This window comes from Leptospiraceae bacterium (assembly GCA_024233835.1).
In the GTDB taxonomy this organism is placed as follows: Bacteria; Spirochaetota; Leptospiria; order Leptospirales; family Leptospiraceae; genus JACKPC01.
The window spans coordinates 339105-353017 of the sequence record JACKPC010000002.1 but is presented as its reverse complement, the minus strand read 5'-3'; the positions used below and the strand labels follow the sequence as shown (position 1 = coordinate 353017).

Here is a 13913-nt window from a genome sequence, read left to right as displayed (position 1 = left end):
TAACGGAATGAAGAAACTAATTTTATTATTTTTATTTGTAGTGTATGGTCTTAGTGCACAGGAACTTTCGGTAGAGAAAAAGGAAATCTATTTCACTTTTGCACATGCTTTCAAAACAGTAAAAGGTCATTGTGAGAAAATAGAGATAAAAGGGAAAATATTTAAAAAAGATAATATTCTTCAAGCAGAACTCCCCTTTATGATTATTGTTCCCGTAGAAGGAATGCGTACAGGTAATAGCAATCGTGATTCACATCTTTTAGAAACCCTTGATTATACAAAACATAAGCAAATAATCATGAATCTTAAAGAAGTAGAAGCCAGCGGAGATACTTACAAGCTGAAGGCTTTATTAAAAATAAAGAATGTAGAGAAAGAAGTTTTTACTATTGCAAAGTATAGCCGGGATGGTGAGTCTAGTATTTTGAAGGGTTCTTTTGAGCTTAGTTTAAAAGACTTTTCTATAGAAGCTCCCTCCTTACTTCTCATAAAAGTCAAAGATACAGTTATGATAGACTATAAATTTATCCTTAAATCTAAATAATCACCAGTTTGGCTTTTTGAGGAGCAAGAGAAATAGTGGCGATAGAACCCGAGTTGAATTGAATGAAATCAGAATCAATTCCATCACTAAATATGACTCCATTATTGGACATGTTAGATTCTAAAATCAGTTTTTCACCTTTTAAAATGGAGCCTGCGATTAAGCTGGCTTCTGAGGTTCGGCTAATAAAAGGTTCTCGCACAATAAAACGTAATTCTTCTGCATCCCAATTTAAACGACAGTCAAAATCAAGAGAGAGATGATTTTTTCCCGTACCGGGAAATGCCTGACAAATCCCTTTTGCCATATTGAACATAGAACTTAGCCAACCTGTAGAGCCGGCCCCGGTAGATATAATAATTCCGCTGGAAGAGTGATTTTCTGAACTATCTCTGAATGTAATACTATAACGGGCGGAAGTATGGGACCTTGGACCTATGAAAACATCATTAAAACCATATAATGTTTGTCCATCATTCATTTCGACCAGTGCCATACTTACTTCTCGGAAACGATGACGGTTTTCCAACACTTGCAAGACTGCATTTTTACAGGTACTTAATTGAAACGGAAGAAGTACACCATCATAACGTTCCGGATCCGGATTTACCCCGATAAGAGGGAGACCGGCTGTATACTTTGCAGTATTGGCAACGAGGCCATCCTGACCCACTACAATCACAATATCTGAATCTGAGAACATATAAGAGGGTAAGAAATCTCTTTCTATAACCTTGGTTTTTATAACCGAATCAAGAGAAGCCTGAATGGCTTCGATAGTAAGAGTTATATTATCTTTTTCTTTTTTTAAATCTTGAAATTCACCTGAACCAATTTTCTTTCTGGATTCTTCTCTTTTACTTGTGATGGAGCCTGAAAGTTTACCAAAGAAATTTGCCTTATTTTGCTTCATGTAAAATTCGGCCTGTCTTGCCACACCAAAACGTGCTGTTATTTCGTCCAGAGCCGTTTTTGGGCGAACAATTACTACAGTTTGATTACCTTTCAAGAAAGAAAACCCTATTTATTTGTCTTTGAATCCCACCTGGCTAAGGAATCCAGAAGCTCCGGTGATATATTTAAATTGTTAATTTTTTCTGATTTTTCTGCCAGTTCTCGGAACGCAAGGGCAATGTTTAATCCTGTATCTTTACCGGATGATTGCATAGCCATAATGGTTTTCCAGTCCAAATTTTTAAACGGTTCTAACTCAGCTTTCACTGAATAATTTCTTATATCTGCATTTTTTTTCTCATTAGAAGCTTTTAAGTCCATTAGCTTTTGTTTTTGCTCTTCGATACTGATATCCGCTTCCATTTTCATAACTCGGAGTTTTTTTTCATTCTCCTGTTTTAAAATCTCTCCTTCCATTTTCTTTTCTGTGATTTGCTTTTTCTTTTCCTCAACGGCTATTTCGGTGTTTAACTCACTTTCCCGAATTTTTCTTTCTTGCTCTACCGCAAAATTTCTACGTTTATAAATGGCTTCATCTGCATCCTGTTGCAGGGCTTCTCTGGTTTCTGCTTCGAGGGCTTTTCCCATTTCCGGAGAAGGGCGAATTTCGGTAATCGTAATTCCTAATATTTTAATTCCTAACATCTCCATCATATTTGAGTTGACCAGATCATCATTTAGTTTTTGTTCCAGTTGTTGAGCACTCCGTAAAGCCTCTTTTAGAACCATGCCATGATAAAAAGAGACAGAAGCGGTTTGAGCTTGATTAATCAATCTTTGATGAAGAACTTCCATATTATCATTTTCATAGCTTCCTCCCTGATCGACTGTGAAGTCAAGATTTTCAGCCAGTTTAAGAGGTTTTTCTACCTGGAAAGCAATGATACCCTGAACCGTTATCGTTTGAAAGTCTTTCGTCATTTCAGTAAAAATGAAAGGAACATCATTACTTCCCAGAGGAATTGAGATAATAGAGGAATTTGGAGCGTAATAAAAAAAAGAGAGTCCTTTTCCTTCTTTCTTGATTCTTCCACTTTTATAATGGATAACATAATTCATTGCACTGAACTTAATATAACGAATTCCAAACATATTATACCTCTGTTAACATAGTCATTATAAAAGTAGAAAAAAAGATTTCTACTCTTTTCTTTAAAATTCAGATATTATTAGGAAATTTATTCAAAGATGATAGTTTTATTACCTGAAATAAAAACTCTATCCTCTAATACAAGTTTTACTGCTTTGGCTAAGACTAACTTTTCTATATCTCGGCCCTGTTTAGCCATTTCTTCAGCTGAATCTCGATGTGTTATCGAGGAAGTTGCCTGATGAATAATAGGGCCATCATCGAGTTGTTTGGTGACAAAGTGAGCGGTAGCTCCGATAATTTTAACCCCCCTGTCAAAAGCTTGCTGATAGGGTTTTGCACCAATAAAAGCAGGTAGAAATGAATGATGAATGTTGATAATTTTTCCAGGGAACTTATCAACAAAAGATTCTGTAAGAATCCTCATGTATTTGGCAAGAATAATATAGTCCGGGTTATATTGTTGAATTATGGAGCTTATTTCAGCTTCGTGGATCTCTCGTGTTTTTTCTTCATGAGTGATATAATGAAAAGGTAATCCAAACTTTTCACTTAAGTTCTGAAGTTGATTATGATTGGAGATAACTCCTAAAATATCTGCATTTAAATCTCCGCCATCCCAGCGTATGAGTAAATCTCCAAGGCAATGGTTTTCTTTGGTAACAAGGATTATTAGCTTTTTTCTTTCCTTTGAATTAAGCTGTATAAGAGCATTTTCCGGAAGCTTGTCTCGTAATTCACTTAAAAGAGAGCTTTCATTTATATCTCCGGTAAACTCAGTTCGTACGAAAAAAAGGTTATGGATAGGATCTACAAATTCGGAGTTTGAAACAATATTGAGTTGTCTGGATAAAAGAGCAGAAGTGATGCGGTTTAAAAGTCCCAGCTCATCTCTGCACTTTACCCTGAGAATAAAATCTTTCATCAGAACTAACTTATACGATTACCTGAAAAGAGGCAATCGTTTTCTGAAATGTTTAAAACCAGTAGGGATATTCTCCGGTTGAATATAAGTTTGCATTCTGTGCATTTCTCTTACGATTTCCCGGAAGATAGGTTTTATCCTTCTTGGGTCGATTCTTGATGAAATCAGCCACAGCATTGTGATCTTTTTTATTAATTAATTCATAGAGTTCGAAAACATCAAGATTTTGCTCATTGGCCCCTCTCCAGAAAAGATAAATAACAAGAGCATCAATTCTATACTGCTCAAGTGGAATTGTTATATTCTTTTTTAGTTTATCAATCACATAATTCATATCTTTCCGGAGGTATTCTTCGATGATCTTTCTTTTCTCATCCGAAGTAAGTTTATTGATGGGTTGAATGAATTGTTTTGTACCACCTGCCTGGGACTCATAGCCAAAATCATTTTTTAAAGCAGCAAAATCTTTTTCTGTGACAAGGTGTCCGTATCCAAAGATTAAGTTATCATTATTATCATAATAAATTTTGTCCTGATAACTTTCTAAAAACTTGATGGCTTCCACAGCTTCTTCTGTATATTTAAACTTATCGGGAGAGAGTAAGGTTTTGGTTGCGTCTTCCTGCTGTGCATGAATTGTAAAAATTGACAAAAAAAATAAAAAAAATAGTATTCTCTTCTTCATATACTTCCTCTGTCAACCAGAAAAGCTTTTGAGCCTATTTTGTAAATCAAAAACTTTAATGAAATAGTAGCCATAAAGGGATTCGAACTACCATCTATCCTCATCAAATTCATCCAATTTTTCTTTTTCCATATCTAAGATTTCTTTTGCTTGTCTTACTTCTGATTTTAATTCCTCAAAAACTTTATGGGAAATTATCACATTCTCTAATATACTGGTTTCCAGTTTTGATTCTTTTCCTTTTGAATCATAGGTATATTCAATATCCTTAATTGTTGTAAAGTAGGAATGATCACAGGTGGTACAATAGAATAATTCTATTATTGTAAAATGGTTTGTATTAGAAGAGACAGTTTTGAGTTCTTTCAAAATATTATAGTTTCTGGTTTCTATTTCTTCTTTAAGTAAATTACTATTTTTTATGTGTTCAAGCGGACCTACATAGTCTTCTCCTTCCAGCCAGATATTACAATGTTCACAAAACGGAGCACTAATTGTAGTAAAATAGGGAATAAACAGGGAAGATACGAGGATTAAAAAAGACTCAATTATCCAAAAAGTATAAAGAAAAATGCCGGTGGGTCGCAGGCCTTTTATTTCGAAAGTTCCAGTTTTAGAAAATTCATGTATAATTTCTAAAAGTTCTTCCGGTTGAAATGTATAAACAGTTCCTTTTGTAAAAGCTTTCACATAGAATACCCAGGAGAAATAAATTCCAAAGATACCGGTAATAAAACCCGAAAGAAAGCTGAATTTTATATTTCTGTTTTTTAATAATGTATTTATAAACCCGGTTCCCATTCCAAGTAGAATGCCGAGAGCAATAGTAAAGATAAAATTAATATACAAAAAGGGAATATAGTACATTGCGTAACTATATATAAATCCTCCAATAGCAGATATTACTATTCCGAAAGCAAAAGAAAGAGGAGGTAAGTAAATAGGAAATTTCCCGGAAGGAGTGTAATAAATGTCCTGTTTCATAGATTTCCTTTAAATTTATCATTCATGCTATTTTGAGTTAATGAGATAATACATTTCAATGGGTTCCATATTTTTTACCGGCAGGCTACCCCTATAATGAAAGTCAAAGTCTTTCAAAAGCTCAAGATATACTTTTTTAGATACATTAATTTTATTTGGTTCTGATGCTGATTCGAGGCGAGAAGCCACATTGACTGTATCTCCCCAAACATCATAGATAAAACGCCAATCTCCGATAACTCCAGCTACTACAGGACCGGAATGAATCCCTATTCGGATTTGCCACTTATGCTTTTCCTGGTTAATTTTTTCTATACTTTGTATATATCTTAGTATATCCAGTGAAGCCATTACCATTTCTTTTTCCTGGTTTTGTTCTGTAAATAAGCCACCGGCAAACATGTATCCATCACCAATCGTTTTTAATTTTTCCAGTCCGTAAGACTGGATAATTGTATCAAATTCGGTAAAAAAAGAATTTAACTTATTTACTATATAAGAAGGCTCTACAGTAGCGGCTATTTTACTGAAAGATACAAAATCTATAAAGCCTATACAGGCATCTTCTATATATTTTGGAGCTGATTTACCATTGTTTCTTATTTCAGAAGCGATATTTTCCGGAAGAATATTGTTTAAAAGGTTTTCGATTTCTTTACTTTGTTCACGAATAATAATACTTTGATTGATCTCTCTTTTTCGATTCCTTAAATTTACCTGTGAATAAAGAAACGCAAGAATAGTAATAATTGTACTATTAATTAAATTACCCGCAAGAATATTTTTATCTTCCTGGAAAACAAGTAAAAGACTTAAGAAACTACTATAAGCAAAGATATATAAAGCAATAGAGGAGATAAGATCTATATAGGTAATGGCAGCTATTGCAAGAAGAGTGATATTATAAGCCATAACTCCTCGACCTAAAAGTGTATCGGGAACACCGGCTACAAAAGAACCATTAAAGGCCATGAAAAAGGAAAAAATCGTCAGTAGAATATTACCATATCTTTTAAATCGTATTTTTCTACAGATAAGATAGAATATAATGCAGACCAGGAAGAAATACCAGTGACTTGCATGCAGATATAGAAATGCTTCTTTTTTTAAATCTATTCCCATAAGATAATCTACCAGGATAAGTACGATTCCTATGAGACTTAAAATTCCCGAAAATATTTTTAATCGTTCAAAATTTAAAATTTGAATGGCCCTGGGAATTTCTATCTTTGTGATTCTTTCGTAGAATTGTTTATTTTTTGTTTTTTTCATGCGAAGAGATATTTATTAAATTATTACTTGAAAGCATAGAATATTCCTCTGTAAGCTTCAATCAATAATTTTTTTTTATAGAGATTTTCTATGTGTGATACATTTACAGCAGGACCGGGTTATACATTAGACGAAAGATGGATTTTTGGAAAGAATTCAGATAGAGAACCCAATGAGGCTCAATCCATACTTCGAATCCCGGCTTTTTTTCCGGAAGAAAAAAGCTGGAACTTAAGTTTTATCTCCTTACCTGCTCCAAAAGAATCATACGAAGTTCTACTTTCTAAACCCTTCCACCTCTGGGGGGCTGAAATGGGGGTTAATGAATACGGGCTCGTGATAGGAAATGAAGCTGTATTTACAAAGGTAGGCTTAGAGAAAAGAAATGATGGACTCACAGGAATGGATATGATCCGCTATGCACTACAAAGTACTAAAACAGCGGAAATGGCATTGGAGTGTATCACTACTCTTTTAGAAAAGTATGGACAGGATGCCTGTGGTGGTTATCGGGATAGGAACTTCTTTTATCATAATAGTTTTATTATAACCGATCCGGAAGAAAGCTTTGTATTAGAAACAGTTGGTAAACACTGGGTCGCAAAAAAGATCAAGGGTTATTATGCCATATCCAATGGTTTGAGTATTAATGATGATTATGAATACTGTAATGAGGGTTTGAAAGAATTTGCTAAATCAAAAGGCTTTCAAAATGGAAAACTTCCTTTTGCTTCTTCTTTTTCTGATTTCTTTTTTACTACATTTGGAATGTGTAAAAATCGTAGAGCTTTAAATCTAACAAGGGGAGATGAATATAAAGGAAAACTTGGTATTCAAGAAGCTTTTTCTATTTTACGAACCCATTCCCATAAAAAGGAAGGAGAGGAATTTGAACCGGCAAATTCTAAGATGAATTCTCTCTGCTTACATGCAAGCGGTTTTCATACACCCAGTCAAACTACAGCTTCAATGGTTGTGGAATTACGGAAAGGGAAAGATCCAATTATTTTTTTAACCGGTACAGCATCTCCCTGCATTTCTATTTTCAAACCTTTCTTTTTTAAAACAAGAGTTCTTACTGAAGGAGAAGATTCCTGGAAAGAACCTGCTAACTCTGTTGATGATAGTTTATGGTGGAAGGGAGAAAGAATTCATAGAAGAGTGATTCGAAATTATAAAGCACTGGCTCCTTCTATTATAAAGGAAATAAAAGAATTGGAAAATTTATTTGTAAAAAAGGTAAGGGAATTAGAAAATGCCTCTGTTTCAGAAAGAGAAACATTTTCTAAAGAAGCTCTGGATCTATCTTTAAAGAAGATGGATGAATGGATACAAAATCTTGAAACTAATTCTATTTCAAAAAGTTTTCACCCCATTTATCATCACTATTGGAAAGGCTTAAACCGAGAGGTTGGAATGGAATAAACTGATCGGTAGAATTCTACCGATCAGGAAATTATAGTTTTTACTTATCTCCACGATGTGGATAGGTCAGGTGTTCGAATTTTCCGGTTAGCTTTAAAGCTTTATAAGGTGTTGATTGAACATTGTAAATATAGATTTTCTTACCGGCTTCGGTAATTTTCTTGTCCAATTCCACCAGGGCTTTTACCCCGGAAGCTTCAATCCTTTTACACTTTTCAAAGTTAAGATGAATATCAGCTGCTCTTCCCGCAGGTAGAGCATCTAACTTCTTATAAATCTCAGCAAGAGAGTCTGCATTCATCACCTGGGGAATAAAAAATTCCCCTTCTTTGATTTCTTCTTCTGTATGTCTGGTTCCAAATATAGGCATTCGTTCTTCCTCTTACTTCTTCTTCATTTTATCGCCATAGTAGGCTTCCAGGAGAATATCTTTCATTTCTTCAATCATAGGCATTCTCGGGTTACTTCTTCCGGAAGGATCCATCATAGCAATTTTAATCATCTGCGGAAGTTTTGAGATATATTCCTGCTCATTAATACCGTATTCGGCGAAGCTGGACTGAATATCACATTTTTTCTGAAGTTCTCGTACCGCTTTAATCAGGGCTTCCACCTTATCTTCTACAGTTTTAGCTGTACCGGATAGCCTTGTCATGTCGGCGATATAAGCAAACTTTTTATCCGCTCTATAGGTTTTTACATTCGGACTCGGAGTGAATTTGGTAGGAGTGCTGGCATTGTAACGAATCACATAAGGCAAGAAGATTGCGTTTGCTCTACCATGACTTACACCAAAAGTAGCTCCCACAGCATGAGATAAGGAGTGATTTACCCCTACGAAAGCGTTGGAGATAGCCATACCAGCCATAGTAGCTGCATTATGGAGTCTCTGTCTTTCTTCCATGTCATTTCCATTTTTATAACATTTTTCTAAATGATTAAAGACGGATATAACTGTTTGGAGAGCCAGGCCGTCAGTGAAATCGTTGCTAACACTTGATACCATAGCCTCAATTGCATGAGTGAGGGCATCGAAACCTGTATCAGCTGTTACATCAGCCGGAGTAGAAATTGTAAAATTTGGATCTACAATGGCCATGTCCGGAACGAGGCTATAGTCAACCATAGAAATTTTAGTATGGGTTGCATCATCGGTGATAACGGCTATAGGTGTTACCTCAGAACCAGTACCGGAAGTTGTTGGAATTGCGATTAACTTCACCTTGGGTTTATCCTCAGGGAATTCTACCACACGTTTTCTTGGATCTAAGAAAGCTATATTTAGTTCTCTGTGATCGAAATCAGGGTGCTCATAGAAGAATCGAATCGCTTTAGCAATATCCAGAACTGAACCACCACCAAGAGCAATAACAGTGTCAGGTTTGAAACGCTTTAACATTTCAACACCACGTAATACCTGGCTAAATGGAGGTTCCGGATCTGTGTCGGTGTAAACCTGAACAACCTGAACCTGCTGAAGCTGGGCTTTTACCATTTCTACCTGGCCCCTTTGAATATGACCCGGAGTTGTGATGATGATAGTTGTATTGGAACGTATTGTACGCAGGGCTTCTACGCTGTGTTGGTTAAAATAAATTTCGTTGGGAACTCTAAACCACATGCTGGCGGTAGTCCTTTTAGCTACTTTTTTGATGTTCAAATAGTGTTTTACATTAATGTTATCCATGGTGATATTTCCTCCGCCTGTTCCGCAACCGAAGGAAAACGTAGGGATAAGGTCATTATAAACCCCACCGAGAGCGCCGATGGAAGAAGGAGAATTGACCACAATCCTTCCTGCATTTATCTTGTCTGCAAATTCACGAATAACAGCTTCATTCTGAGAAAAAACAGAAGCTGTGTGTCCTGTTCCACCGTGATAATTGACATCGAGACAGGCATTCAGGGCTTCCTGGGTATTTTTTGCTTCAAAGATACTTAGAACCGGGAAGAGTTTTTCACTGGACAACGGATGTTCTTTGCCAATAGCATTGATAGGGGTAATCAGGATTTTTGTTCCGGGTGGAACTTCAAAACCACATTTATCTGCTATATAGGCAGCCGGTTTTCCTATCATAGAAGGCTTCGGATTTCCTTTATGGAACACTTTTGTTTCGATAAGTTTACTTTGCTCATCACTACATATATGAGCACCATAATGACGGAATCTATCCAGAACAAAGTCATAAATCTCAGCATCAACAATCATTGTAGATTCTGATGCACAGATAACACCATTATCGAAATACTTGGAAGTTAAGATATCTACAACAGCCATTTCTACATCTCCGGTTTTTTCAATATAAACTGGAGTATTTCCGGCTCCCACGCCCAGGGCTGGTTTTCCGGAAGCATAGGCTGCTTTTACCATGCTGGTTCCACCGGTTGCATCAATAAGTTTCACATCCGTATGATGGAAAAGATAATCCACATCTTCAAGAGAAGGTTTTTCTATCCACTGAATACAATTTTCCGGAGCTCCTACACGAAGAGCTGCTTCATACATAATTTGGGCCGCTCTGGCTGAACACTTCTCGGCTCTGTTATGAGCTGAAAAAATGAGAACATTACGTGTTTTTAGTGCCATGATACATTTGAACATGGTGGTGGAGGTTGGGTTTGTAACAGGTGTTAAGGAAAAAATAACTCCATGAGGCTCAGCAACTTCCATTAGATTTTGCTTTGGATATTCTTTTAAAACACCAACGGTTTTCTCATGCTTAATATAGTCCCAAACAAATTCTGTTGAAACCATATTTTTCATGATCTTATCTTCAATGATCCCCATTTCGGTTTCCATTACGGCCATTTCTGCCAGCTCATGAGCATTGGCAATCCCGGCACGTACGATTTCTCTGGTGATCTTATCAACTTCATCCTGACTGTATTGCAGGAAAAGTGCAGCGGCTTCTTTTGACTTTTCTACCATTTTGTCCAGATAGGCATGTCTTTCTTCTACACTCTGCTTTTTATTTTCGGTTGGGTTTTTCGTTTCTGTGTTTTCTTCGCTTTGCTTCTTGTCTTGAGTTTCTCTGGACATATATTCACCCTTTGTATTATTAAAAAAGTAAGTACTCAAGAATAGAAAAGCAATATAGAGTTTAAAAGACAAGAGTTTATTTTAGAAAATTATAGGTCTGAAAAAAAATATTCTATTTTAAGGTAAGATAGAATCTGCTAAAAACAGATAGGGAGTATTTAATGAATCGCAGGCGACCCACGGGCGGGTCGCATGTTTTATATTCGAAACAGTACTAAACAATTCCTGGATTAGATAATCCCTTTATTCTTTAGTAGCATAAACCAACCGGCAACCGGGATATTGAAAGGAATAGAATCCTGATTTTTAAAGTTTGCAGCAATAAAAGCTCCATTGCTGTAGTCCATTTGAAACTCTTTCCCCTTGTTTTCCTTGTATAGGCGATCATGTTCCAAGAAAAGAGTAGGCCAACCGGAGGGCATGATATAGAGAATTTTATCCATATTATTTGCCCAAAGATCTCTTAATTCATCCCATTCAAATGGATCTTTACCATAAAGTTCCAGACCTTCTTCAATTTCCCTTTGCATTTCTTTTTGAACAATGCTTTTTACATAGTTAATATCTTTCTTTTTTATTTTATGGAAGGGTTTATCAACTAATTCATAGGTTTTAATGGGTTTACCTATACAGAAGACCAGTTTAGCCGGTAGAGCAAAGTAGAAAGCCCAGGGAGCAAACGGAACAATAGCAGTAATCGGTCCTAAGGGCAAGAAGGGGATTTTAAGCTGATTGACAATTTTATTTAACTGATCTGATTTATAACTATAGGGGTTTAAGAATTCTCCATTTATAGTAGAAACCGGAACAATATCCACACCAAATTTGAGAGACATACGAATAAAAGAAGAAGAAACTCTCTGGAGTTGATATCGTTTATCAAAACCTTTTCCAATTCCGGGGACTCCTTCCGGATAAATTAAAATGTTTGCATCCGGGGAATGCATCATTGCCTCAAAGTTCTCAAGTGTAGCATCGACTCCACCTAAACGTTTCCAGAAATCAGAAATCATAAAAGGATTCATATAGATAGATTGAGATAGCATAGGGGCTACCACAGGACGAATCGATTTACTGAAGTTCATCTGGTTTATCCTGAGCATTTTACTGGCTATCATGATTCCATCCCAGGGAAAGGACATTCCGGAATGGTTACTGGCGTATATCAGCGGATGTAAAGGATCGTTTCTTTCCGGGAAGCCCTTATCGATTCCTACAAAACGAGCACGGAAATAATACTTATCTATAAAACTTAAGACGTTTTTAACCACACTGAAGCTATATTCCGGTTCAAAGGGACCGTTGATTTCTTCCATAAGGCGGATAAACCGTTTTGTTTCTTCCGTCATTTCCCCTTCGACTACAGTTTCGAGTTCCTGACGGGTTCCTAATTTCGTAGTTAAAACAACATCTTTACTGGATTGATAGATTTTTCTAATATCACTTTTCATAGTATCTTCCTAATGGTTCTGATTTATGTATTTGACGTCTTCATCAGAAAGTGATTCTTTGAATTCAACGTTTACTCGGAAAGAAACATTCAGGCTTTTGCCTATTTGCATTACATATTTCTGATTATGGGTAAAGTTTCGACATGCACGGACAATGCAGTCCCTTTCAAAAGTTTTCTCTCCCACTGTGAATTTAATGTGGAAGACTTCACCCTCTTTAAAGTCGTGGTTCAAATAAACCATGAGACCACCGGTACTAAAATTATAAATATAACAACCAAAATATTCACCGGTTTCGGGAATCACCACCTCTCCAAAATCTTCGAGAAGATACCTCTGGCTTTTTCTGTGTTCAATAGGTTTGTCTTTCAAAGCATGCACCCGTTAAAATAGATTTTTATCAATGTTCCTTGGGTTTTTCAAAAACTGTCAATAAGATTCTTTTAGTTTTTAGAAAATAAGTTTCCTTACTCTACCTTTATCTTTTGAGTCTCTGTTGATTTGCTTGCAATTAAGGAAATGTGTTGGATTGTGATTATAGCTAAATATAAGGAAACAAAATGGAACTTTTACTTCTCTTAGTCGCATCTTTACTCCCGGGTCTGATTCTTCTATACTATATATTTTATATGGACAGAAATGAGAAAGAACCGATAGGTCTAATCATAAAATCTGTTAGCCTTGGAGCATTATCTACGCTTCTGGCGATTGCTGTAGAAGTAGCTTTTGAATCTCTTCACCCTATATTTACCGATGGAAATAAAACTTTAACATCTGCTTTTGTAAAATCATTTATTCAAATAGCTCCTATCGAAGAGTTTAGTAAATTAATTGTAGTTTTATTATTTATTTGGAAACAGGCGGATTTCAATGAAGAGAATGATGGTATTGTTTATGTGAGTGCCAGTGCGATTGGTTTTGCTATGTTTGAAAATATTTTCTATGTCTTAGAGGGCGGATTGAGTATCGGTATATTGCGTTCTGTTACAGCTATGCCCTTACATTGCTTTACGGGTGTAATTATGGGATACTATGTAGGATTAGCTAAATTTTCTTTATCTTACCAGGAAACAAAGAAAAAGATTCTTTTAGGTTTTGTTCTGGCTGTTGTGATTCATGGACTTTATGATTCATTTGCCATGTCAGGGACGAATCTTGCTTTGTTACTGTTGCCTACCGTAATTTTATTAATTGTAGTGGGAATCAAGACATTAAAAAAGGGCAGGGAGCTTTCTTTAAGCAGATGGGGATTGCATTCTGAAGAAGCAGGTCTAAATATAAACCATACGAGAGAACCTGAAACAAATGGAGAAGTTTCTATTTCTAAGTGGAAAATCTGGATTTCGCGACCAATTTTCATTTTATGTTTCAGTTTCTGGGTATTACTTTTTATTGGTTCTGGCAAGCATGAAGTATATGAACTGATTATGGGAGGAATTATTTTGACGGTTATTCCCTTGAGCCTGGTTTTTCTTTTAGAGTTTTCTTATTACCAAAATAAAAAAAGAATACCGGAAAACGTGAGATTATGAGAAATATAATT

At 35.8% G+C, this 13913-nt stretch carries 13 protein-coding genes; 3 read left to right on the top strand and 10 right to left on the bottom strand.

Features of this window, described 5'->3' with window-relative positions; all coding sequences use genetic code 11:
• Positions 1–7 precede the first annotated feature (7 nt).
• Complete coding sequence (locus H7A25_10870; protein ID MCP5500397.1) at positions 8–544, top strand: YceI family protein; 537 nt, start codon at positions 8–10, stop codon at positions 542–544.
• Here H7A25_10870 and H7A25_10865 read toward each other — a convergent pair.
• The 6 genes from H7A25_10865 to H7A25_10840 all read right to left on the bottom strand — a co-directional run bounded on the left by H7A25_10865 (position 537) and on the right by H7A25_10840 (position 6454).
• Positions 537–1553, bottom strand: coding sequence for a sugar kinase (locus H7A25_10865; GenBank protein ID MCP5500396.1), 1017 nt, complete (start codon positions 1551–1553; stop codon positions 537–539). The two genes, H7A25_10870 and H7A25_10865, sit on opposite strands and share 8 nt — an antisense overlap.
• An 11-nt stretch (positions 1554–1564) precedes the next feature.
• Positions 1565–2590 carry a membrane protease subunit, stomatin/prohibitin gene (locus H7A25_10860; GenBank protein MCP5500395.1) on the bottom strand — a complete coding sequence of 342 codons (1026 nt, stop codon included), beginning with the start codon at positions 2588–2590 and terminating at the stop codon, positions 1565–1567.
• A gap of 86 nt (positions 2591–2676) precedes the next feature.
• A complete protein-coding gene (gene purU, locus H7A25_10855) occupies positions 2677–3513 on the bottom strand; it encodes a formyltetrahydrofolate deformylase (protein ID MCP5500394.1) in 837 nt (278 codons plus the stop codon).
• Positions 3514–3565: 52 nt separating this feature from the next.
• A complete protein-coding gene (locus tag H7A25_10850; GenBank protein ID MCP5500393.1) occupies positions 3566–4198 on the bottom strand; it encodes a hypothetical protein in 633 nt (210 codons plus the stop codon).
• An 87-nt stretch (positions 4199–4285) separates the two neighbouring features.
• On the bottom strand, positions 4286–5182 hold the full coding sequence (locus H7A25_10845; GenBank protein ID MCP5500392.1) for a hypothetical protein: 897 nt from the start codon (positions 5180–5182) through the stop codon (positions 4286–4288).
• A 27-nt stretch (positions 5183–5209) separates the two neighbouring features.
• Positions 5210–6454 carry an adenylate/guanylate cyclase domain-containing protein gene (locus H7A25_10840; protein ID MCP5500391.1) on the bottom strand — a complete coding sequence of 415 codons (1245 nt, stop codon included), beginning with the start codon at positions 6452–6454 and terminating at the stop codon, positions 5210–5212.
• Between the two features lie 90 nt (positions 6455–6544).
• Here H7A25_10840 and H7A25_10835 point away from each other — a divergent pair, with 90 nt between their 5' ends.
• Positions 6545–7879 (top strand): C69 family dipeptidase, encoded by a 1335-nt coding sequence (locus H7A25_10835; GenBank protein MCP5500390.1) that lies wholly within the window; start codon positions 6545–6547, stop codon positions 7877–7879.
• 40 nt (positions 7880–7919) lie between these two features.
• Here the strand turns inward: H7A25_10835 and H7A25_10830 are convergent, their stop codons facing one another.
• The 4 genes from H7A25_10830 to H7A25_10815 form a co-directional block, all read right to left on the bottom strand.
• Positions 7920–8249, bottom strand: coding sequence for an STAS domain-containing protein (locus H7A25_10830; protein ID MCP5500389.1), 330 nt, complete (start codon positions 8247–8249; stop codon positions 7920–7922).
• Between the two features lie 12 nt (positions 8250–8261).
• A complete protein-coding gene (gene adhE / locus H7A25_10825; protein MCP5500388.1) occupies positions 8262–10919 on the bottom strand; it encodes a bifunctional acetaldehyde-CoA/alcohol dehydrogenase in 2658 nt (885 codons plus the stop codon).
• Between the two features lie 230 nt (positions 10920–11149).
• Complete coding sequence (locus tag H7A25_10820; protein MCP5500387.1) at positions 11150–12370, bottom strand: hypothetical protein; 1221 nt, start codon at positions 12368–12370, stop codon at positions 11150–11152.
• A 9-nt stretch (positions 12371–12379) separates the two neighbouring features.
• Positions 12380–12742, bottom strand: coding sequence for a PilZ domain-containing protein (locus H7A25_10815; protein ID MCP5500386.1), 363 nt, complete (start codon positions 12740–12742; stop codon positions 12380–12382).
• Positions 12743–12930: 188 nt separating this feature from the next.
• Between H7A25_10815 and H7A25_10810 the strand changes: the two genes are divergently transcribed.
• Positions 12931–13902 carry a PrsW family intramembrane metalloprotease gene (locus H7A25_10810; GenBank protein MCP5500385.1) on the top strand — a complete coding sequence of 324 codons (972 nt, stop codon included), beginning with the start codon at positions 12931–12933 and terminating at the stop codon, positions 13900–13902.
• Positions 13903–13913 lie beyond the last annotated feature (11 nt).

What these genes read in the sequence shown, in the direction of transcription:
- H7A25_10820 (MCP5500387.1), bottom strand. Translation starts at nt 12,370, where the DNA reads ATGAAAAGTGATATTAGAAAAATCTATCAATCCAGTAAAGATGTTGTT.
- purU (MCP5500394.1), bottom strand. Translation starts at nt 3,513, where the DNA reads ATGAAAGATTTTATTCTCAGGGTAAAGTGCAGAGATGAGCTGGGACTT.
- H7A25_10840 (MCP5500391.1), bottom strand. Translation starts at nt 6,454, where the DNA reads ATGAAAAAAACAAAAAATAAACAATTCTACGAAAGAATCACAAAGATA.
- H7A25_10810 (MCP5500385.1), top strand. Translation starts at nt 12,931, where the DNA reads ATGGAACTTTTACTTCTCTTAGTCGCATCTTTACTCCCGGGTCTGATT.
- H7A25_10850 (MCP5500393.1), bottom strand. Translation starts at nt 4,198, where the DNA reads ATGAAGAAGAGAATACTATTTTTTTTATTTTTTTTGTCAATTTTTACA.
- H7A25_10830 (MCP5500389.1), bottom strand. Translation starts at nt 8,249, where the DNA reads ATGCCTATATTTGGAACCAGACATACAGAAGAAGAAATCAAAGAAGGG.
- H7A25_10845 (MCP5500392.1), bottom strand. Translation starts at nt 5,182, where the DNA reads ATGAAACAGGACATTTATTACACTCCTTCCGGGAAATTTCCTATTTAC.
- H7A25_10870 (MCP5500397.1), top strand. Translation starts at nt 8, where the DNA reads ATGAAGAAACTAATTTTATTATTTTTATTTGTAGTGTATGGTCTTAGT.
- adhE (MCP5500388.1), bottom strand. Translation starts at nt 10,919, where the DNA reads ATGTCCAGAGAAACTCAAGACAAGAAGCAAAGCGAAGAAAACACAGAA.
- H7A25_10860 (MCP5500395.1), bottom strand. Translation starts at nt 2,590, where the DNA reads ATGTTTGGAATTCGTTATATTAAGTTCAGTGCAATGAATTATGTTATC.
- H7A25_10835 (MCP5500390.1), top strand. Translation starts at nt 6,545, where the DNA reads ATGTGTGATACATTTACAGCAGGACCGGGTTATACATTAGACGAAAGA.